17 protein-coding genes are annotated in these 22237 nt (G+C 46.6%); 9 read left to right on the forward strand and 8 right to left on the reverse strand.

Annotated elements, in window-relative coordinates:
- Positions 1–86: 86 nt before the first annotated feature.
- A complete protein-coding gene (gene msrB, locus ACZ5PW_RS18445; protein ID WP_464556416.1) occupies positions 87–1193 on the reverse strand; it encodes a peptide-methionine (R)-S-oxide reductase MsrB in 1107 nt (368 codons plus the stop codon).
- A gap of 393 nt (positions 1194–1586) precedes the next feature.
- Between msrB and ACZ5PW_RS18450 the strand changes: the two genes are divergently transcribed.
- Complete coding sequence (locus ACZ5PW_RS18450) at positions 1587–2576, forward strand: substrate-binding domain-containing protein (protein ID WP_464556420.1); 990 nt, start codon at positions 1587–1589, stop codon at positions 2574–2576.
- Positions 2577–2857: 281 nt separating this feature from the next.
- Here the strand turns inward: ACZ5PW_RS18450 and ACZ5PW_RS18455 are convergent, their stop codons facing one another.
- From ACZ5PW_RS18455 to ACZ5PW_RS18475, 5 genes are all read right to left on the reverse strand, one after another.
- Entirely contained in the window at positions 2858–3625 is a 768-nt protein-coding gene (locus tag ACZ5PW_RS18455; protein WP_464556422.1) for an SAM-dependent methyltransferase, read from the reverse strand.
- A gap of 278 nt (positions 3626–3903) precedes the next feature.
- Positions 3904–4266, reverse strand: coding sequence for a hypothetical protein (locus ACZ5PW_RS18460; RefSeq protein WP_464556424.1), 363 nt, complete (start codon positions 4264–4266; stop codon positions 3904–3906).
- A 132-nt stretch (positions 4267–4398) separates the two neighbouring features.
- Positions 4399–5772, reverse strand: a complete 1374-nt coding sequence (locus tag ACZ5PW_RS18465) for a deoxyribodipyrimidine photo-lyase (protein WP_464556425.1) — start codon at positions 5770–5772, stop codon at positions 4399–4401.
- A 4-nt stretch (positions 5773–5776) separates the two neighbouring features.
- A complete protein-coding gene (locus ACZ5PW_RS18470) occupies positions 5777–7336 on the reverse strand; it encodes an SDR family oxidoreductase (RefSeq protein WP_464556426.1) in 1560 nt (519 codons plus the stop codon).
- 17 nt (positions 7337–7353) lie between these two features.
- Complete coding sequence (locus ACZ5PW_RS18475) at positions 7354–8325, reverse strand: YbgA family protein (RefSeq protein WP_464556428.1); 972 nt, start codon at positions 8323–8325, stop codon at positions 7354–7356.
- 203 nt (positions 8326–8528) lie between these two features.
- On the opposite strand from ACZ5PW_RS18475, the gene ACZ5PW_RS18480 reads away from it, so the two are divergent.
- The 3 genes from ACZ5PW_RS18480 (at position 8529) to ACZ5PW_RS18490 (ending at position 13575) form a co-directional block, all read left to right on the forward strand.
- Complete coding sequence (locus ACZ5PW_RS18480) at positions 8529–11825, forward strand: PAS domain S-box protein (RefSeq protein WP_464556429.1); 3297 nt, start codon at positions 8529–8531, stop codon at positions 11823–11825.
- A gap of 95 nt (positions 11826–11920) precedes the next feature.
- On the forward strand, positions 11921–12310 hold the full coding sequence (locus tag ACZ5PW_RS18485) for a pancreas/duodenum homeobox protein 1 (protein ID WP_464556430.1): 390 nt from the start codon (positions 11921–11923) through the stop codon (positions 12308–12310).
- A gap of 173 nt (positions 12311–12483) precedes the next feature.
- Positions 12484–13575, forward strand: coding sequence for a tetratricopeptide repeat protein (locus ACZ5PW_RS18490; RefSeq protein WP_464556431.1), 1092 nt, complete (start codon positions 12484–12486; stop codon positions 13573–13575).
- 6 nt (positions 13576–13581) lie between these two features.
- Here the strand turns inward: ACZ5PW_RS18490 and ACZ5PW_RS18495 are convergent, their stop codons facing one another.
- Positions 13582–14079 (reverse strand): methylated-DNA--[protein]-cysteine S-methyltransferase, encoded by a 498-nt coding sequence (locus tag ACZ5PW_RS18495; RefSeq protein WP_464556432.1) that lies wholly within the window; start codon positions 14077–14079, stop codon positions 13582–13584.
- Between the two features lie 170 nt (positions 14080–14249).
- Between ACZ5PW_RS18495 and ACZ5PW_RS18500 the strand changes: the two genes are divergently transcribed.
- Complete coding sequence (locus tag ACZ5PW_RS18500) at positions 14250–14552, forward strand: putative quinol monooxygenase (protein WP_464556433.1); 303 nt, start codon at positions 14250–14252, stop codon at positions 14550–14552.
- A 220-nt stretch (positions 14553–14772) separates the two neighbouring features.
- Here ACZ5PW_RS18500 and ACZ5PW_RS18505 read toward each other — a convergent pair whose 3' ends face one another.
- Positions 14773–15930, reverse strand: coding sequence for a multidrug effflux MFS transporter (locus tag ACZ5PW_RS18505; protein ID WP_464556434.1), 1158 nt, complete (start codon positions 15928–15930; stop codon positions 14773–14775).
- A 368-nt stretch (positions 15931–16298) separates the two neighbouring features.
- Here ACZ5PW_RS18505 and ACZ5PW_RS18510 point away from each other — a divergent pair, with 368 nt between their 5' ends.
- The 4 genes from ACZ5PW_RS18510 (at position 16299) to ACZ5PW_RS18525 (ending at position 22206) form a co-directional block, all read left to right on the forward strand.
- Positions 16299–16934 carry a TetR/AcrR family transcriptional regulator gene (locus tag ACZ5PW_RS18510; protein ID WP_464556436.1) on the forward strand — a complete coding sequence of 212 codons (636 nt, stop codon included), beginning with the start codon at positions 16299–16301 and terminating at the stop codon, positions 16932–16934.
- The gene (locus tag ACZ5PW_RS18515; protein ID WP_464556438.1) at positions 16924–17964 is read left to right on the forward strand and encodes an efflux RND transporter periplasmic adaptor subunit; all 1041 of its coding nucleotides are present in this window, start codon (positions 16924–16926) and stop codon (positions 17962–17964) included. The genes ACZ5PW_RS18510 and ACZ5PW_RS18515 overlap by 11 nt, the downstream gene beginning before the upstream one ends.
- Positions 17961–21089 (forward strand): efflux RND transporter permease subunit, encoded by a 3129-nt coding sequence (locus tag ACZ5PW_RS18520; protein ID WP_464556439.1) that lies wholly within the window; start codon positions 17961–17963, stop codon positions 21087–21089. The genes ACZ5PW_RS18515 and ACZ5PW_RS18520 overlap by 4 nt, the downstream gene beginning before the upstream one ends.
- Positions 21090–21201: 112 nt before the next feature.
- Positions 21202–22206 carry an MBL fold metallo-hydrolase gene (locus ACZ5PW_RS18525; RefSeq protein WP_464556441.1) on the forward strand — a complete coding sequence of 335 codons (1005 nt, stop codon included), beginning with the start codon at positions 21202–21204 and terminating at the stop codon, positions 22204–22206.
- The last annotated feature ends 31 nt before the right edge of the window (positions 22207–22237 follow it).

Here is a 22237-nt window from a genome sequence, read left to right on the forward strand (position 1 = left end):
TGTTACCGTTCTTTTAAAAGAAAATGACGGGCATAGAAAGTAGAAAGGCCGCATAAAGCGGCCTTCAAGCATCAACCAAACAACATCTAATCAAATAGACTGAGATAATCCCCGTATCCCTGCGCCTCCATTTCCTCAAGAGGAATAAAACGAAGTGCCGCAGAATTAATGCAGTATCTCAACCCCGTGGGTTTCGGCCCATCATCAAAGACATGTCCAAGATGAGAATCCGCTTTGCGGGATCTGACTTCAACTCTTTTCATAAAGAAAGAATTGTCCTCATTTTCCACAACAGCTTTATCTTCTATGGGCCGGGTAAAACTGGGCCAGCCTGTTCCGGACTCAAACTTGTCCTTTGAGCTGAACAACGGCTCACCTGAAACAATATCCACATAGATTCCTTCACGTTTGTTATCCCAGAATTCATTATTGAATGCGGGCTCAGTCCCATCCTTTCGCACAACCTTGAATTGCAAAGGGGTAAGGGTATTCTTCAACTCGTCATCTCCGGGGCGTACATAACTACTGCTTCCGGGATCTGAGGTAATCGATTCGTTCTTCCCACCCCAATGCTCTTCCACAAAACTGTCCCTGCCGGACAGGAACCTATACCAGTTATATCTTACAGGGTTCTTCTTGTAGTAATCCTGATGGTACTCCTCAGCAGGGAAAAACTCTGTAAATTGAATCAGCTTTGTAGCCACTGGTCTTGTAAAAACTCCCGATGCATCAAGGTCGGACAAAACCTTTTCCGCCACTGCCTTCTGCGTTTCATTATGATAGAACACAGCTGAAGTGTACTGCGAGCCGCGGTCATTGAAAGATCCTGCCGGGTCTGTCGGATCATGGTGTTTCAGAAACACATCCAATATCTGCTCATAACTGACCTGTTCCGGGTCAAAATGCACCTGAACGACCTCAAGGTGCCCTGTCTGGCCTGAGCTGACCTGTTCATACGTAGGATTGTCCACATGTCCCCCGGCATAACCGGAAACAACTTCATGGACTCCCTTAACTTTTTCCAGATCAGACTCAACACACCAGAAACATCCTCCGGCAAGTGTCGCGATCTCAATATTATTAACCTTATCCATTTCCGACTCCTGATTTGCATAAAGATTTAAGGATGTCAGCCCTATGCCAACTGCGAGAGACATGACAAACAGAAACAGAATCTTTTTTTTATTATTCATACTCACCTCGTAATGATAACTACTACTAAAATAGTATAGAAATCATTAATGTCAATCATCATCACAAAAGACACATTCACCTGAATAAATATAAATTCGGCCAACCAGACTCTGCCGAAAAAAAATCAGCTCCGCATATCACCTATAACTTCGGCAACCATGAACTATTTTTAAACGCGGGTTTAATTCAGATCATAAAAATAGTTATGGTTTGCCTTTTCTGGAAGACAATGAACAAACGAGATCATAATTATATAGTAATTTTCAAACAAACAATTTGCCCATAACTATAAATGTGTCTATGGTTTTTTAAAAAATAATAAACGTAGAATCATTTAAAAGAAAATAAAATCATTGCTGCACATCCCGACAAGACAGACTTTATCGTATTACATGATACAGACAAAAGCCATAATAATACTGCTTATTATGCTTTCCGGATTTATCAATCCGCTGCAGGCATCCGCTGCAAAGCAGTACACTATCGCAGTTATCCCCAAAGCAACTCTTATGCATTATTGGAAAATAGTATGTGTCGGCGCACATGCCGCCATTCGTGACAGTAACGCGACAATAATATGGCGTGGTCCCAGAGTGGAAAACAAATTATCAGCACAGCAGTATCTGGTTAAATTCTATGCTGATAAAAAGGTGGACGCCATAGTCATAGCACCTACTCATAAAGACAAGCTTAATGAAAGCATTAAGAATGCTGTTTCCGCCGGAATAAAAGTTGTTATTATAGACTCTCTCGTCACCGGTGGAAATGCTCATTGTTCAATCGCAACGGACAACTATAAAGCCGGACGGCTCGGAGCAGAACTGCTTCTGGACAGGATTAAAAAGAAAGGTCCGATTCTTCTGATGGGGAACACCCCGGACAGCAGTTCGATTTCCAGAAGGGAACAAGGATTCATTGATACTCTTAATGAACTTTCACCGGGCAGAACTGTAATAAGAGTCAATATTCTTGAAGGGACCCGTAAAGAATCAGAACTGGCGGCAAGAGACATTTTAACAACCACTCCCTCAATTGCTGGGATTTTCGCAGTGAACGAAGTCTCTTCGGAGGGGGTTCTGCGGATTCTTGATAAAAAGAAGATTTCCGGGAAGACTTTTATAGGATTTGATTTCAGCCAAAAGCTGTTAGCCGGGCTGGAATCAGGAAAGATAGACGCATTGATAACTCAGAAACCTTTTGCACTGGGCTATACCGGAGTCCGGACCGCACTGGAACTCCTTAAAGGACAGAAGGTTGTCAGAAAAATGGAGAGCCCGGTAAAAGTCATCACCAAAGAGAACTACCATTTCACGAAGCACCTGAGATGCCTCAGGGATTTTACAGAAGAAGAAAAAAAAGAATGCCCTATGTGTTTCAATTGAAAGAACAGCCCCGGGACAGCTTTGTATCATTGCACAAGAAAAATCAGCAGACGGTTGATAAAGAGCTATAAGCCAGGTGTAAAATCCAAGTAACCATAAAGAAAATGGAACCAAGCGTATTCATACGTACTTGAATTCCAGTATTTTTTTTACAGCACTCCACAGGGTAAAATCCTTGCAAGCTCTAAAACCCGCCAACAATTCTCTTTACGATGCAGATGATATTTCATGAGCAGTATGAAGGGCCGGTTTCCGGCCCCCTTTAAAACGTCAATTCATATTTAAACTTTCTTTGCTATTATGTAGCCGAAACTCACCCAGCGTCCTGCATCCTTTTCAATCGTCAGAGGATCTTCGTCCGGAGCGGCAAGACAAAACGGATCATTCTCTACATACTCAACCCACCATTCTCGGGAGTCCGGGGCATAGCCCGATTCGATAATTTCAAAACCGGCTTCCCTCACAACCCTGACCGAATGATTGATATCCCTGAAACATTCTTTCCATGGAAACTCTTCCTGTGAAACATAAGGTTCGAGATCATTCGGTAAAGGCACATCCAGATGCATAGGCTCCCCGATCCCGAAGATACCTCCGGGTCTAAGAACCCTTCTGATCTCCTTGAGGCAATTCAGATAACCTTCCTCACCAACAAGATTGCGAACCATCTCAAGTGCTGTTGTGGAGTAGACTCCATCAAATGAAGATGAAGCAAAATAGGAGTCAGGCAATCCGGTTTTCTGGAACAGAGCCTTGTCTGCAACCTTCCACATAGAAGCGTTTTCACGGGCATGCTCAATCATAGGGCGGCCATCCATGCGATCATCCCATGGATCGATCCCGACAATTGAAACACCATATTCTTTTGCCAGAAAACAACTCTGAATCCCACGGTTGCATCCGACATCGAGTACACGCCCCATAAGTCCTACACCCATTTTTTCAGCCATGAACTCGGTCAGTTTAAGCCCGCCCGGCCCACTGCACTGGGTATAGATATGTTTCAGATCAGTGTATTTAAGTGACTTGCTGTATTTAAAATGTGTCATTGGAACTTCCTGTTAAAAGTTATGATCAAACCTGATGCGGTTTCCTTGAACAAACAGGATTCCTCCGTCCGCTGAGACACACAAGCCGTCCAGCAGACGGATTACACTACAAAACTCTTTTTCATAAAAACCCTCGTATTAAATTTCAAAATGCTGACGTTTAACGACCAATCTCAAGCCTTTAATTCAATTGCCAATAACACGTCAATGAGCACCGGGCCCAAAAAAAGCCGGCCCAATGGACCGGCATTAATCAACCAAAACAAATAATTTCTTTTCTAGCCGCCGAACCAGCCGGGAGCCAGAACTTCCATAGCCTTGGTATAATGTACACGCAGATCTTCAAGCTTACCTGAAATTACCTTTTCCTGTTCGCCGAGACTGGTCGGGCAGACATCCTTCATCTGATCGACAACAGCCTCAAGCTCCTTCATTGTGGACTTGAGGTGTATAATCTGATCCTTGAGACTGGTGGAATTTTCATCGGCAAGCACATCGTACAGACGGGCCTTCCATGAATTGAGTTCCATCTCCAGACCCTTGCAGTAATGCCCTACAGCCTGCTGCTTTGCTTCTTCAGTACTGCATCCGTCAATACCAACACAACTGGGGCAGGGGCCCGGATAATCCATATTAGCCATAGTGAACCTCCAAAGAAACGAGTTAGATTTGTAGATAGCTTACATGTAGCACAATTTAATTAGATGGGCATTCTTTTTTTGAAAAAAATAGCCTCTGATTAAAATTAATTTCAAGATGGCGCAAAAACGAACTTACTCAAAATCAAGGAGACTTCCGGATGAAATACCACTGACCCACCGGGCTATATAACTGTCCACGTCAAACTTTCGCCTGCACCCGTTTTCATTCATATAACGAATAGAACCGAATACAGGACGTTTCTTCCAGGCACGGTCATGAAGCCCCGCAACGGACCACATCACCCCGACATATCCGTTTGGGTCACGCCCATCCATTGCAAACCTGTCATTGAGTTCAATGCCTATGCGCAATGCTTCTGACGGAGACTCCGACCATTCCAGTATTTTCTTGGCCCAGTACATACGCATATATCCATGAATCCTGCCCGTAGTGAGCAATTGCCGCTGGGCAGCATTCCATAATGACGAATGAGTGCGGGCCTGCTCGAACTCTTCATACGTGTAAACATACTCACGCATGTCACCGCTGTACTCCTCAAGGGTTTTGCGGGCCCATTCCGGGGCTCCTTCAAGCGAATCGTATTTATTGTTATACAGACAGAAATTGTCGGAAAGTTCACGCCGGATAATCAACTCTTCCAGATAGGATTCCTGATTCTCTCCCACGCCGCTGTTAAGCACATTAAAAGCCGCCCGCTGCGGGGCAAGCTGTCCGAAATGAAAATAAGGAGAAAGACCGGAGACTGCTCCGGAATTGGGGTCATTGCGTCGCTCGGCATAAATACCAAGCCTTTCCGCAATAAATCCGTCTAGAGCTTTTAGGCCTGCTTCTTCTCCGGGAACAAGATCCACAGGCTTCACTCCCGTATCCACATCAATCGAACCGAACACTTCCTCCCAGTCCACCTTGGGAAACTTGAGCGGATTGTTTTTCAAGGGAGCAAGATCGGGGAAGTCCGTCAGGAATTCAGGCAGCAGGCGCTGAATCTTCGGACGGATAGTTCTGGCTGCATACTCCTGTTTATTGCTTACAATTCTTGCCGGGACCACATTATGGCCATCCACTTCAATCAGAGGAATGTCGACATTGCAGCAGACGGTTTCCTGCCATATTTTTTTAATACGCAAAGGGTCAAAATCAGTTACCACCACACCGGCATTGATATCCCTGACAAACTCAGGGACCTCAAGCTCCGGGTTACCCATCCGCAGAACAAAAGGAATCCCTGCGGCTGCCAGAGAAGCCTCTACCTGCTTCAATCCCTTAAGCATGAAATCGTAATGCCTTAAGGTCGCACCTATAAAAGACGGGGCAAGACAGAAAAGGACAATGAGAGGGCGAGTTTCCCCGGCAAGGCTGCGTGCATGTAGCAGTCCCCAGTTATCACGAACCCGTTGCTCACGGCTCATCCAGTATACAACCGGACCGCCATTATCCTTTTCACTGTTGTGATGGTTGATTCTTCTTCTATCAATAGCTTTCATCAGTTTATTTCACTCCGGGGATACGACATCGGGGGGCCGGACCGTCAACAAGTTCAGGCCCCTCAAGAATACGGTTCCCGCTTTTTTTCGCCAGTGAGCGGGCCATGCCCTTAAAGACGATCGCATGCATGGGATAGACCGACCACCAGTAAAGCATACCGCCAAGCCCGCGGGGAAGGAACCTTGCCGTCATAGTCAATACAGTGTCTCCTGCCAGAGTCTCCTCAAGAGTAAACTCGAGAAGAGCCTCACCGGGCAGTTTCATTTCAGCCAACAGGAGCAGTCTTTCACCCGGCTGAATATCCAGTACCCGCCAGAAATCAAGCGCATCCCCGACAGAGATTTCCGTTGGATGCCGCCTTCCCCTTCGCAACCCCACTCCACCGATAATTTTGTCCATCCAGCCCCGGATAGACCAAAGGGAATCACAGCAGTACCAACCCTCAGCCCCGCCGATGGAAATGATTCTCTCCCAGAGTTTTTCTTTTCCCCCTTCCAGTTTTACCCTGTACGCAGAGTGATAGACGGTTCCACCGGAATATCCCGCATCACCGCAGACAGCCCACTCCGGAGTTTCAAGAGCTCCGGCATCAGACCAGCAGGTATCAACAACCTGCTGCTCAACCTTGGCCAGAGCAAGTCGGATAGCCGTGCGGCAGTCCGTGAGTTCACAGGGCATTACTTCCCGTATGCGAAAATCCTTACAGACTACACGGTTACGCAACCCCATAATCAAAGGCCGGGCCAGAGCGACAGGAACAGGTGAGACCAGACCGAGCCAGTGAGAGGAAAGCTCGGGAGATAAAAAGGGAACAGGAAGAATCAGTCTTTTGCGCAGTCCGGCTTCTTCCTGGTAGATTCGGAACAGCTTTTCATAGGTCTCGATGAACGGTCCTCCTATATCAAAACTTTCCCCCGCAGTATCAGGATGCTCCAGACAGCCGCCAAGATAAAAAAGTACATCACGGATGCTGATCGGCTGGCTTTCAACTCTCACCCATTTAGGAGTCAGCATGACCGGAAGCCTGTCAACAAGGTAGCGCAGAATCTCAAAAGAGGCGCTGCCCGAGCCAAGTATGACCGCAGCCTTCAATACTGTGCAGGATACCGGACCTGAGGAAAGGATCTTCCCCACTTCCGCCCGGGACTCAAGGTGATGGCTAATATTCGGGTCATCAGGAATCATCCCGCCCAGATAGATAATCCTCTTTACATCGCTACGAGCTGCCGAGTCTCTTGTATTTTCTGCGGCGACACGGTCCTTGAGCGCAAAATCCCCTGAGCCGGGCTGCATGGAATGGACCAGATAATAAGCTGCAAAACAGCCCTGCAAAGCATTATCCAGAGATTCAGGATCGAAAAGATCAGCCTCCACAAGCTCACAAAGATCATGACCGGCAAAAGAGCGACACTTCAGCTTTGCCATTGATCGACCGACAGCCCGGACTCTCCAGCCTTTTTCAAGGAGCTGTGGAACCAGCCTGCCGCCGACATATCCGGTGGCTCCAAGGACGCAGACAGTATGGTTACCCCGTTCGTCATCAGAAATTAACATCTTTCCCATTGATCCTCCCAAGTTGATCAGACGTGATTTCTGAGCATGAGTTCTGCCGGATAAGGATTCAGATAATGCTGGCCTGCCAGATAATCCTTTCCATGCTTACGCACGTGGTGATTAAGCAGAGTGATGGGTACTATCAGCGGGACAAGGCCATTGCGATACTGTTCCACAAGTGAAAGAATCTCCTGCTTCTCATCCCCTGTGATGTCCTTCTTGAAATGACCTATGGCATGGGTAAGCACGTTTACATGTTTTTTCACTGTAGGTCTGTAACTCAGGGCTTTGAGAAGCATTCCAAGGTACTCGGGAATCAGCTTATCCAGATCAGCACTGCCGGCGGTAGCCACAAGTTTGCCCATGGCCCTGTACAAGGCTTCGTTATGGGCCATGACCAGCATTTTATTTCTGGTATGAAACTCTACAAGTCCTCCGGGAGTCATTCCCCCCGCGGAAGCATCTTTCCAGCGTTTCAGGGTAAAAATCCTTGTAATGAAATTTTCACGGATACCGTTGTCACGGAGTCTTCCATCATCCTCACAGGGTAATTGCGTAAAATGGTCCAAAACCATTCTGGCCCAGATTCCTACGCCGCTATACATTATTTTACCATTGTCCTGATACACCTTCATACGGCCCATGGCTCCAGAAGGTGAGCCATGCTTGAAAATATAGCCGCAGAGGTCTTCTTTCTCCAGAAGTTCAAGCTTCCCGCGGCCCCACTCCTGCATCTGATCGGTCCAGTCCTTGCCTGACTTGCGACCCACCAGTCTTGGTGAATCAACATCACCGACCAGCCGTATGGCTTCGCGCGGTGTGGGCATGCCGCATTCGACTTCCGGGCATACGGGAACCCACTCCACATGATCTCCGAGAACATCACGCAGGTATCTGTCCAGTTTGTGGCCGCCATCGTAGCGAACATTTTCACCAAGCAGACACCTTGCTATACCGATCCTGATTTTACTTTCCCCGTCAATGGATGAAGGCTGCATAATTATCTCCAGTTTTCATTTTTCAGTTTAGGTTGTTATGCTACACTATTTTTCATTTCCACACATTATTTTATCGCACCTAATGTAAGTGAGTCCTTCATTTTAGTAAAAGTTCTTTTTTTAATTTAATGTAGAAAAATTAAGATTTACAGTTTACATTATAAATCATTTAACGTGTCATTTTTAATCTCAATGAGAAAATTATGAGCAACTACAACAAATGCAAATCGGCAAATCCTCATGGCAGCGCCGGTTTTCGTATTTACTTTGATACCATCGAAGATTCGGTAATCAAATTTGAACTTCTCCCGAATGCCAATGGTGGGCTTATCAGAGACGTAAACAAGGCCACAATTGAACGTCTGGGATACAGTCGCGAAGAATTGCTGCTCATGAACATCAATGATCTTGAAAAAACACTGACATCATATTCCGAACCGTACATGCAGGAACCCTCTTCGGGGGCGGCCGCTCTTTACGAAGCTGTGCATACCGCTAAAGACGGAAGAGATATTCCTGTGGAAATAAGTGCAAGACGATTTGAGCATGAAGGTAAGACTTATGTGCTTGAAATATGCCGGGACATAACAACCAGAAAAAAGGTGGATAAGATTCAGGATGATTACCTCAGTTGGCTGGAACTTGAGATTGAACGAAAGGCCTCTGACCTCAAGAAGGTGAGTACCTGCCTTAAAGAGCAGACAGAAGAACTCAGACTTGCAGAAACCAAAGCACATGAAGCTGAAAAATCACTTCAGGCACTGATTGACGTTAGTCACCAGTCTATTTTCATGGTCGACCCTGTCGGAAGACTGCTTTACGTCAACAAAACCATCGCCCAAGACCTTGGTTCGACCCCCGAAAAAATGATAGGAACCAATGTCTATGACTACCTCCCTGAGGATCTTGCCCAAGCCAGAAAGGTGCGCCTCGCGGAAGCAATAGAAAGCAGGAAACCGGTAAAGGTAAAAGATTATCGGGACGGAAAACCAATTTTTCATATTATCTATCCTATCATTGAAAATGATAGAGTTAACAGGGTGGCTATTTATGCTGAAGATCTCACTGAGATCTTCAGTAAAGAAAGGGAACTCGCGCGATCCAGACACATCAGGGCCATTCTTTTTGAGGTGATGGAGCATTCACAGAACGCCGAAAATCTTGAAGACCTGCTTGAGTCAATACACAAATTGATGCTCAACGAACTAAAAGCTGAAAACTTTTTTGTCGCATTGATTGACGAAGAGAGAGAAGAGCTCCGCTCTAAATACTGCATAGATAAAAAAGCTGAGAATTGTGCGCATATCACTAATATAAACGCCCCTTCAAATAGGGCTTTGGCACTTTTACCGATACGCAATAACAGCGTTATTCATCTTTTGAAATCCGAAATTGAAAAAATGATGAAAAACAATCAGGTTGAAGTCCATGGAGAAATCCCTGAAGCATGGCTGGGAGTTCCCTTGCGAGTCCGCGGCAAACCTATCGGGACCCTTGTTATTCAGGACTATGATAGTTCCGACGGATATTCAGACGAAGATATTCAGCTATTTTCAGCATGTTCCGAGCAGATGGCCATAGCTATTGAGAGACAGAAATTCGACCAGTTGTCGGAATCAGGAAGAGATATATTCAATAATATACCGGCGGGTATGCTGATATTCCGATTCAACGATCATGGTTCGCTGGCGCTTGTAGATGCCAACCCTGCCGCGGAAAAAATCTTCGGGATCAGCCGAGAACACTCCTTTGGGCTGGATATCCGGGAAATATGGAAGGCATCTCCTGATCGGGATCTTCTGGAAAAAATAATCTCTCCCATTAATTCTGATTGTGACTGCTACACAGATGAAGTTCCCTACCCGTCCGGCAAAAAGGAACATCTGTTCAGAATCCGCAGTTTCAGCCTCCCTGACAACAGGCTGGGAATAACATTTGAAGACATCACAGACCAAAAACATGCCCAAAAGGCAATCAGTGAGAGTGAAGAACAATTCAGGGCTCTTTTTGAAGACAATCATACGGTAATGCTGATCATCAATCCGGGAAGCGGCAGAATTAGAGATGCAAACAAAGCTGCCCAGGAAATGTACGGCATGTCCAGAGAAAAACTCTGTTCAAAACATATCTATGAACTGAACACACTTACTCTGGATGAAATCGACAAAGCGATGGATAAGGCCAGAGAACGCAACCAGAAAACCTTTATCTTCCAGCACTGCATGTCAGATGGGACAATTCGGGACGTTGAGGTGTTTTCAGGACCTTTTCATTTCAAAGGCAAGACAAGGCTTATTTCCATCATTCACGACATTACCGAACGGCTGCATAATGAGCGTGAGCTGTCCAAGGCCAAGGAAGAAGCAATTGCCGCCAACAAATCCAAAGACGAATTTCTGGCCAATATCAGCCATGAAATAAGAACACCCTTAAACGGTGTCATGGGAATGTTGCAGCTCCTCTATAGATCCCGGCTGGAAGATGAACAGAAGGAAAGTGTAAATATAGCCTTACAGTCTTCCAGAAACCTTTTAAGGGTTCTTGATGACATACTGGATCTTTCGAAAATGGAAGTGGGAACCCTTACACTGTTTGAAGAACCCTTTATTTTGAATGGTCTTATGAGTGAATGTGTCAACTTGTTCAAGTATCAGGCCGAGCAGAAAGGCATTGAACTCATCCATAACATCTCTCCGGAAACTGAAGGCTGCTACATAGGGGACGAAGGAAGGATAAGACAGATACTATTCAACCTGCTGGGTAATTCACTAAAATTTACCGAAAAAGGATCGGTAACCCTTGAAGTTCAGACCTCCCCTTCCGTATCCAATGGGCATAAGGAGCTGTTTTTCACAGTAAGAGACACCGGTGTAGGAATCCCTGAAGACAAAATAGAATCTATTTTTGAGTCTTTCACCCAGGTGGACGGCTCACTTTCCAGAAGATACAAAGGAGCAGGACTGGGACTTTCCATAGTCAAAAGGCTTATAGGTCTCATGGGAGGGGAAATAAATGTCGAAAGCAGGGTTAACACCGGCACAACAATATCTTTCAACCTTTCACTGAAAACTACTGACGAAATACCTTGGCCAGAGGAGCATAATTCCCGGACATCCTCAGTCAGACCCCTTAAAATCCTGCTGGTGGAAGATGAAAAAGTAAACAGAATGATGGCCACTAAAATGCTTGAAAACATGGGACACCAGATCATATGCGCCGAAAATGGTCAGGAATGTCTTATGCAACTCAAGCAGACTGAAGTTGACATCATCCTGATGGATATCCAGATGCCTGTCATGGACGGCATAGAAGCGACCAGAATAATCAGGACTTCCCCCGAGATGAAAAGATTTCAGGATATCCCTGTAATCGCCCTGTCCGCCCACGCTCATCAGAGCAATGTAAAAATGGCCCGTAATGCAGGCATGAACGGTTATATAAGCAAACCATTTGAATGGGCCACGCTAGAAAAGGCACTGGAAAAGGCTTCAAAATGCTGAACGTGCTTATATGTTGACACAGACACTGCTTCAAAGGCATCTATTCCTTTCGGCGGATAAGGGATTATTTTAACAAAAAGCAGTGGAGTGGATATATGGCTCAATATGCAGATATTTTCAGCGAAGAACTTTTGGAAGAACTTTTTCCGGCTACCAGAACTAATGATTTCTTCGAAGCTCTCTTCGGTGACGCGGAAGAGGGAAGTTATGACATCTCACTCGCCTACGCAGGAGAGAGCGGAGAAACCCTCAACTTTGAGCTTCAGCTTAAGCAGAGACCGGGTTGCTGTCTTGCATGCAACCTTACTTACGGCCTTCCTCAAGTCTTTTCCCGCCACCCGATAATCAATATTCAGGGGCTGGCCGAAAAAGTAGGAGAAGCTGTTGGCAAAAAAGACAGCGTAAACTGGAAGCTGGGCATGACTCAGGAAAAGAACAGGGAACTGCATGTTATCCCGCTCTATGTCAATCTGAGCGACAATTAAGCCCAGCCTTACAGGCTAAGCTTTTTCAAGCCGGCTTCTGATTCCAGAGCGCCGGCTTTTTAATTATCCAGTGATTATTATCCACAATTCATCTAAAATACCCGGAAATTATGTTGAATCATCCACTTCTACCCTGTATTGTTGTTGAATCTAATTGATATCAGGAGCGGGGAATGCTTGAAGATTTAAGATATGGTATTTTTTCAAACGACTCTAATCACGTCTCAAATGACCGTTTGTCACTGGTCGGTCTGGGAGCTACCGCGATCAGTGTGTACTCATCCTGGGAAAAAGCCATGGAGGGTCTTAAGGAAAATGCCATAGATGTAGCCCTTGTAGATGACGAACTGCATGACGCAACCGGGGGCACCTGTCTTAAAAATCTAAAACGCCATGCCTCAAGATCACTCCCGGTAATCATGGTTACAAAAGACCAGCGCAAGGACTCGGTCCTGAATGCCATATCCAGCGGCTGCGGCGGTTATGTGCTGCGCCCCTACAGCATGGAGACTATGAAACGCCATCTCTATGCCGCCTACATGAGCGCAACCCCGGATGAAATTGAACAGGAACTCCTGAGCGCATCATGGGATATGGTTTCAAATGGCAGTTTCGACGAAGCGATAAACGGATTTGAGGAAATAGTTGAAGAGCTGGTTGAAGCAGACAAGAATCCCGCCGAAGAGTATTTCGAAAAAGGGCTGAACTACCTTTCCGATGAGAAATACGGCAAGGCCATAATAGCCTTCAACAAGGCTATAGCTTTGAACGAAATGTACGCAGAAGCATACAAGGGGATGGCAGACGCATACAGAGGCAAAGGCGACATGGACAGCTATCAGGATTACCTGACAAAAGCGGCGGATATATACGCGATACAGGATAACCTTGATAGTGTGAAAGAACTTTTCATAGAAATTCTGCAGAATGAACCTGAGGCCGTTAACCCCTTCAACCGTCTGGGAGTTAAACTGCGCAAGGAAGGTGACTACAACGGGGCGATCAAGGCATACCATCAGGCCTGCACATTCACTCCCAATGACGCCAATCTCTATTACAACATGGCTAGGGCCTACACTTACGCCAAGGATTACGAGAGTGCCCTCAACTACACTGAGTTATCCCTGCGCCTTGACAGTTCACTTGAACCTGCAAAGGTTATGCATAAACAGATCATGAAACTCATAGAAAAAGAACAGGGAAAAGTGGACAAGCTGATGTCAGATAAAAAAGGCCAGCAGGTAGCCATTGATAATGGCGACTGATCTCCCTCAGATTTTTACGGCCATCTTTTCCAGTTCAATAAGCCTTCTTTTAATATCCGCGCCATAAGCAAACCCGGACAGTTTTCCATCAGCTCCCACTACACGGTGACAAGGGATAATCAACGGAATCGGATTTTTGGAATTGGCCATACCTACCGCCCTGCAGCTCTTGGTGTTGCCGATGTTTTCCGCAACACCTTTGTAAGATCTGGTTTCTCCGAAAGGTATTTTGCACAACTCATCCCACACCTTCTTCTGAAAATCTGTTCCCTGCGGGTTCAGCTTAAGTTTGAACTCAGTCCTTTGGCCATCGAAATATTCATTAAGCTGACGAATTTCCCCTTCAAAAAAAGCATCATTTCTGCTCCACAAGTCGGATATGACAAACTCTCTGCTGCTTTCACGGATATTGATATGCAGGTCTGTCAGACCGTCCTTATTGCCCGCGAGAATAATTTCTCCCAGCGGGCTATCAAAGCATGTGTAGTAGGCTTCCGCAGTCATTTGCCCTCCTGTCTGAAAATATAATACAATCCCAATCTCTTCATAAGCACTTAGTCCTGTCATCCTAAAGTGGGAAGACAAAACGATTTTAAAAATGTAATCAGAACTCAAATCAATCCAATAGTCCAGCACTCTGAATATAATGCTGAACACAAACAAAGGAGTTTCTAATGATAACACTCACAGCTTCAATCACCGCGAAGGAAGGTTGCGAAGAAAAACTGGAAGAACTTCTACGTAGTCTGGTTGCGGGCACATCCACTGAAGAAGGAGCTCTGGAATACAGACTTCACCGGGTTAAGGGAACTCCCGGCAAATTCCGTTTCATTGAAAAGTTCAAGGATCAGCAGGCATTCGATTTTCATGCAAACACTGAACACTTTAAAAAGCTTGGCGAATATTCAGCAGAACTTATTCAGGGCGAACCTGAACTTGAAATGCTCGAGCTGATAGACTCCATTCCCGAAAAATAAACCAGACACAAGCCGCCCTTGGTCCGGGCGGCTTGTGTCTGGTGGCAAAATCAAATCAGTGGACTGCGGGGAAGGTCTCAGAAGATATACAAAAGAATAAGTTCACAATTAAGAGTAATTAGAAATCCATGACTTTCAATCATTCCAGCAACACTCCCCAAGGCTAGGCACCCTAACATTCCAAATCGACTTACAATTTACTTCACGATACAGATGCTGCTTAAATACAGGCAGCTTCCTTCCTTCGGTTTAGGAAAATCAATGCAATCAACGGAACCAGACCACCAAGAATTCCCATCTGTCCGATAAGTTCCATCTTTGATTCCCAGTCCAATGAAATAATCTCCATAGCCATAGCACCGAAAATAAAAAAGGAAAAAGTCAAAAGAGCTGAAGCGGCCCCGATATCACGGTCTACAGTTTCAAGAATCATGTGGTTGCTTATGGGCCTGCTTACTCCAATGGAAAAAGTCATCAGGAACATAGTGACAGCAAAAGGAATCTTGGAATCTCCGAGAAAATAGATTCCGATCGCCGCCAGCAGCACTCCAACAAGAGACACTTTCAGAATGGACATTGAGGAGTAGCCGATGCAGAGCCTAGAACAGGTAAAAGAACCGGTCATGAATCCCAGCGCGTTGAAGCCGAAAAACATTGCGTACTGCTGCTCCGTCAAGCCGAACTCACGAATATAAATATCAGCCGATCCTGCAAGAAAAGAGAAGAAGCCGATACTGACAAATGAGAATGAAAAACAATAAATTGAGAATCTGATGTTTTTAAAAATCACCAGATACCTGGCAAGCATCGCCCAGATCCCGCCTCTTGTTTTTTCAAATTCAGGTTCCTTGAAAACAAGAGTGCCATAAAAAGCCACCGAGGCCAGCACAGCCTGACAGATAAATATCCAGTTCCAGGAAAAATATTCTATAATAAGACTGCCGATCATGGGAGCCAGCATTGGGCACAAAGGAACTATGACGCCGATGTAAGCCAATACCTTCTGCCGTTCGGTTCCGCTGTAAAGGTCTTTGGCGAGAGCCATGGACAAGGCTGAAGCGGAAGCAGCACCAGCCGCCTGAATTATACGGGCGACAATAAGCAGCCAGATATTTGGGGCAAAAGCACAGAGCACACAGCCTGTTACATAGAGACCAACACCACATGTTAAAACAGGCTTGCGGCCGAACTTGTCGGAAAGGGGCCCATATATAAGCATAAAAACGCTGAAAAAAACAAAGAACATAACCAGTGACAGATTCACTGATGCCAGTGTTATCCCCCATTCATTCTGGATAGTAGGCAGTGCGGGAAGATACATATCGGTAGACAATGCAGGAAACGCTGCCAGCATTGTGATAAACATAAAATTTGGCACAAAAATACACCGTTCACAGGTCGTACAGACCTGCCGTTAAAATTTAGTGATAAAGTCCGGGAGAGGAGTCAGGTGCGCCGAATGGCGACATCAATACTAGTTCAGGACCAATGACATTAATCATCACCTCACTCAAGGTCAACTTCAAAAGATGCTCATTACTCTAACTTATCAGGAAGACAATCAGCGTATAATCTGAATTCTTCAGAGCAGCAAAATATACCCCATCCAAAACAACACTCAATTTTCCAGCGCTCCAATAATTGCTCCGCCAATTTAAACAATGTTTAAAATTGTGCTTGACTACTCCCCCTTTACTCCTTCATAGGAATATTCAAACAATGTTTTAATTAGTGTTTGGAGAAATAATGTCCCACTCAAAGACCAAAGACAGAATTATCGAAGCCGCAAGCCATGAGTTTTGCGATAAAGGATTCAAAGGAACAACTGTCCGCGATATCTGCGCCAGAGCAGATTCCAATGTGGCCTCCGTCAACTACCATTTCGGAGACAAGCGCAAACTGTATATTCAGGTCTTAAGTCTCTGGATGCAGGAAATGATGCAATACCCGGACATGGAAGACAGCTCATTCATGAGTCTCAGTCCTGAAGAAAGACTGAAATCATATATACGCTCAGAACTGCTTTCCCTGTGCACTTTCGATGATCCTGAAAAAAGGAAAAAACGGAAAATAAGATTGATTCTGGAAGAATATGTTTCTGAAGAGTGTGACCCGGAGCTGTTCAAATGCCATGAAGAAATTGAAGATAAATACCTCTATCCGCTAATTCATGACCTGCTGAAACCTGTAGAGGATAAACGAATATTGCAGCAGGCCTGCATGGCTGCCGGCGGGGTTCTGGTGCATCATTTCCTGACAATTATCCATTATCCGGAAGGTGAAATCGAGTCGGAAGAACAACTCGACTTCATGACCGAATTCTATACAAATTTCATTCTCGGCTCTTTAAAGGGCATCAGGGAGAAAAACAATGCGCAATAAGCTTATCATGCTACTGGCGATAGCCACTATGCTTTTCATATCCAGCGGATGCAATTCCGATCCAGACTCAGAGGCCGGCCCGCCTACCGCAGAAAGAACCATTAAGGTCAGCACTGTCGAAGTTGTTCCCGTCACTTTAAAAGACACGCTCACCCTGCCCGGGACCACTGAGCCGGACCGGGATATATGTGTTTCTTCTGAATCAGCGGGGACAGTCATCTGGCTGGGGGTCAAGGAAGGTGACCGGGTCAAACGCGGTCAGCTTATCGCCCGTCTGGACTCAGCATCCAGCGGAGCCAAATTCGACCGGGCAAAAGCCGCACGCAAACTGGCAGCTGAACAGTTGCGCCGCCGTAAGGAACTCCTCGAAAAAGGAGTTCTGGCTCAGGAGGAATATGACCAGATCAAGGCCGAACTTGAACAGAGCGAAGCTTCTCTCAAAGAGATGCAGGTCAACGTTGAGTACGGGATTGTGCGCGCCCCGATCTCCGGTATCATCAACAAACGCTATATAGACCGCGGGGAACGGCTTAACGTAGGTGACAATGTGGTTGACATAGTTGAGCCGTCCGTAATCAGGACCAACATTAATGTTCCTGAAATGGATGTACCCTACCTTCACAAAGGCCAGAAAGTTACTGTCAGCGTCGATGCCCTGCCCGGCAAGAGCTGGGATGGAGTAATCGACTTTATCTCCCTGAAAGCGGACCCTTTTTCAAAAACGTTTGAAACCCGCATTCTCACTGATAATTCTGCAGGCGAAATCCGTGCCGGTATGCTGGCCAGAGTATCTCTTCTGCGCAGGACTGTTGAAAATACCGTAACCACACCTCTTTACGCCATCATCAATCAGGGCGGGGAAAGGATAATCTATGTGGAGGAGAACGGTGTTGCCAGAGTGCGCACCATTAAACTGGGAATTATCGAAGGCGAAAAAGCACAGGTACTCACAGGGCTTGAGCCGGGAGAAAAGCTCATTGTAGCCGGACACACCATGGTTGAAGATGGCATGAAGGTGGTAACCGAATGATAATCAACAAAGCCGCCCTCAACAGGCAGTCCACCGTAATGGTACTGCTTGTTTTCATCATCATTGCAGGGATTTCAAGCTATGCCTCCCTTCCCCGCGAGAGTGATCCTGATATTACGATCCCCTACATCTTCGTGCAGACCAATTTTGAAGGTGTAGCTCCCGAGGATATGGAAACCCTTATCACCATGCCCATTGAAAGGAAACTGAAGGGGCTTTCCGGGACCAAGGAGATTTCCTCAATTTCAGATGACGGGGTATCCATCATCAAGGTGGAATTCAATCCTGACGTTGATATTGACGATGCTCTGCAAAAGGTCCGCGACAAAGTAGATCAGGCCAAGCCGGACCTGCCCGCCGACCTGCCGGACGAGCCTTTGATAAATGAAGTAAACCTCTCAGAACAGCCGATCCTGAACGTCGTGCTGTCCGGACCCTTTTCGCTTAAAAGACTCAAGGTGTTTGCCGAGCATCTGGAGGACAAGATAGAGTCCGTTCAGGGTGTGCTTGACGCAAAGATCATCGGTGGTCTTGAGCGTGAAATCCACGTTGAATTCGACATGGACCGGGTGGCATTTTACAATATTCCCCTCGCTTCACTTCTGAGTGCGGTAAAAAACGCCAATGTGAATACCCCGGGAGGTTCGGTTGAAATAGGTAAAAGCAAATACCTTGTCCGTGTTCCGGCAGATTTCAAACATCCTGATGAAATAGATAAAATCGTTGTTTACGAGCAGGACGGACGGCCGGTCTACCTGCGTGATATAGCAACCATCAGGGACCACTACAAAGATCCGACATCCAAGAGCCGGTTCAACGGTATCCAGAGTGTTACCATCGAAGTTAAAAAGCGGGCCGGAGAAAATATCATCCGCATTATCGATACGGTGAAAGATATTTTGAAAACGGAGCAACAGATTCTCCCTCCGACCCTGAAGATAGATCTCACAGCCGACCAGTCGGATGAAATCCGGATGATGGTTGCCGACCTGCAGAACAACATCATCACCGGACTCCTGCTGGTGCTTATTGTTGTTTTTGCCTTTATCGGGGGGCGTTCTGCTCTTTTCGTTTCACTGGCAATCCCCCTGTCCATGCTGATCACATTCTCAGTGCTGGAAATATTCTCCTACACCCTCAATATGGTCATCCTCTTCTCGCTTATTCTGAGTCTGGGAATGCTCGTTGATAATGGAATTGTGGTTGTTGAGAACATATACCGGCACATGGGTATGGGCAAAAGCAGACTACAGGCCGCAATGGATGCCACAGACGAAGTCGCATGGCCTGTGATTGCTTCAACCCTGACCACAGTAGGAGCATTCTTTCCCATGATCTTCTGGCCGGGAATCATGGGCGAGTTCATGAGTTACCTCCCGGTGACCGTAATCATAGCACTGAGCGCTTCACTGTTTGTTGCGCTGGTCATCAACCCGGTGCTTTCAGCCAAATTTCAGGATATTCCCAAGCAAAAGGCAGATTCAAAGCCCGGCCTGATTGACCGTTTGATGTCTGCTCTGCTGGGTTTTTACAGACCTGCACTGGAATGGGCCCTGAACCACCGCCTGATCGTGGTTCTGTTTTCATTCGCCTTTCTGATCGGCTCCACTATGGCATTCGGAATGTTTGGCAAAGGGGTGGAATTTCTGCCCAAGACAGAACCCAAACGGGCTGATGTCAAAATCAAGGCACCGGTGGGAACCAATCTTGAAGCTTCCGATATGTTTGTACGGGAAGTGGAAAAAATAGCATCCGAGTACCCGGATATTGAATACATCATCGCGAATACAGGGGAATCAGGGCAGTCAGATGAGATAGGAACTCATTACAGTCTCGTGAAACTGGATTTTCTGGACATACACGACCGCTCCAGACCTTCCTCTGAAATCACCGATGAAATCCGGGATAGATTGCAGCAGGTCATACGCGGGGCTGAAGTCCGCGCCGAACCGGAAAAAATGGGTCCCCCCACAGGAAGTGCCATCAACATGGAGATCAGCGGGCGCGACCTGCGTGAGTTGGGACGAATAGTCAAGCGTTTCAAACAGGCCATGAAAGACGTCCCCGGTCTGGTCGACCTGAAAGACAATTACATCGCCGCTAAACCGGAAATCAAGGTTGATGTAGACAAGGAAAAAGCCGCCATAATGGGGCTGGACGCCTACACCATAGCGCAGGCAGTCAAGACTGCGATCAATGGTTTCAAAGTGGGTGTTTACCGGGAAGGAAAGGACGAATATGATATCATCGCACGTCTGCCCAAAGAAAACCGGGACTCTCTTGATGACATCAAACGCATAACTGTTTCGGGACCCAAGGGTGAGCCCGTACCTATCACAAGCCTTGCCAAAGTAAGCATGGGCGGTGGTCTGGGGGGTATCAACCGTATTGATCAGCGCAGGGTCGTGACCATATCCGCAGATGTTTCCGGCCGTCTTGCCGAAGAGGTAATTGCTGACATTGAATCAGCCATTTCCGGACTTAAAGTACCCCGTGGATATTCATATAAATTCACAGGTGAACAGGAAGAACAGCGTAAGGCGTCCCAGTTCCTGACCAGAGCTTTTATCGGCGCGCTGTTTCTGATCTTCATTGTTCTGGTCACCCAGTTCAATTCAGTTGTAACTCCATTCATCATCCTGACCGCCGTTATTCTCTCCCTCGGAGGAGTCATGGTTGGGCTGCTGATAACCGGGACAGCCTTCGGAGTTATCATGACCGGAGTGGGAGTGCTCAGCCTGGCCGGAGTTGTCGTTAACAACGCAATTGTCCTCATCGATTACTTTGAGCAACTCAAGGATAGCGGAGTTTCCGCGCGGGATGCCTTGATAGAAGCCGGGATGACCAGATTTCGTCCGGTTCTGCTGACAGCCATTACCACTGTACTGGGGCTGATTCCAATGGCCACCGGAGTCAGCTTTGATTTTATCAACATGCGTCTTGATACCGGCAGTGAAACTTCACAGTGGTGGGGGCCCATGGCAGTGGCGGTAATTTTCGGACTGGTTATAGCCACCATTCTTACACTTGTGGTTGTTCCCACTCTCTGCTCCCTTCAGGAAAGCTGGAAAGCATGGTCACAAAAACGCCGTCAGAGCCGAAAATCTGTCGAACAAACAGTATGATATGAAAAAAGTACTAATATACCTTATTGCAGTTTTAATCTTCACCGTGACCGCCGTAAGTGTCCCGGCTTTATCCAGAATGGGAGAATCTCCTTCTATAGAGGAAAGCAATATGTTCAAATCATCAGCCAGCTACCGGAATGGAACGTTCACGAATGAACTGCCAGTGAATATGACAGTTGAAAGTTTCAACTTCGGCAAGGCTGTTAATTTCTTTTTCGATCTCAGCCGCAAACCCAAAGAAAAGCTCCCGTATTTCCACCTGACCGGAGACTCATTTCCCACCACTCCCAAAGAACTGCAGGTGGTCTGGCTCGGACACTCCTCAATGATTCTTGATATTGACGGAGTGAGGCTTCTTATCGACCCGGTGTTCGGCAATGCCTCCCCGGTTCCTTTCACGGTCAACCGCTTTCAGCCCTCCCCCATAAAACGTAAAGACCTGCCTGAAATAGACGCGGTTGTAATTTCCCATGACCATTATGATCATCTAGAAAAGGATACGGTTAAATTCCTTGCGGCAAGGGGCGACAAATTCATTGTTCCCCTGGGCGTTTCTTCCCACTTGCGCAAATGGGGATGCAGCCCCTCTCAGATAATAGAACTGGACTGGGGACAATCCATGATCATCCGTGATCTGGAAATTATCGCCACCCCTTCCCGCCACTTCTCAGGGCGCGGACTGGGAGACCGTTTCAAAACCCAGTGGGCATCATTTGTCTTCAAAGGATACAAGCACCGGGCCTACTATTCCGGTGATGGCGGTTATGATGGCAGGTTCAACGAGATCGGGCGGCAGTACGGTCCCTTCGACCTGAGTATGATTGAAAGCGGAGCATGGGACGAATCGTGGAAGGATGTCCACCTGATGCCCCATCAGTCAATTCAGGCGCACATTGACCTGAACAGCAGATACATGATTCCGGTACACTGGGCAGCCTACGATCTGGCCTTCCACAACTGGGACGACCCCATCCGCATGGTCTCTGAACTGGCAGACCGTAAAGGCGTTAAACTGCTCACCCCGCAGATGGGAGAATTTTGCATTCCCGGAACAAGCACTCATTCGGCATGGTGGGAAAACACTTTAAAAAGCAGGCTTGCGGATAGAAATTAACAGACTGAAGTAAGAAAGCAGTACCATAATT

It is taken from the genome of Maridesulfovibrio salinus, from assembly GCF_055394525.1.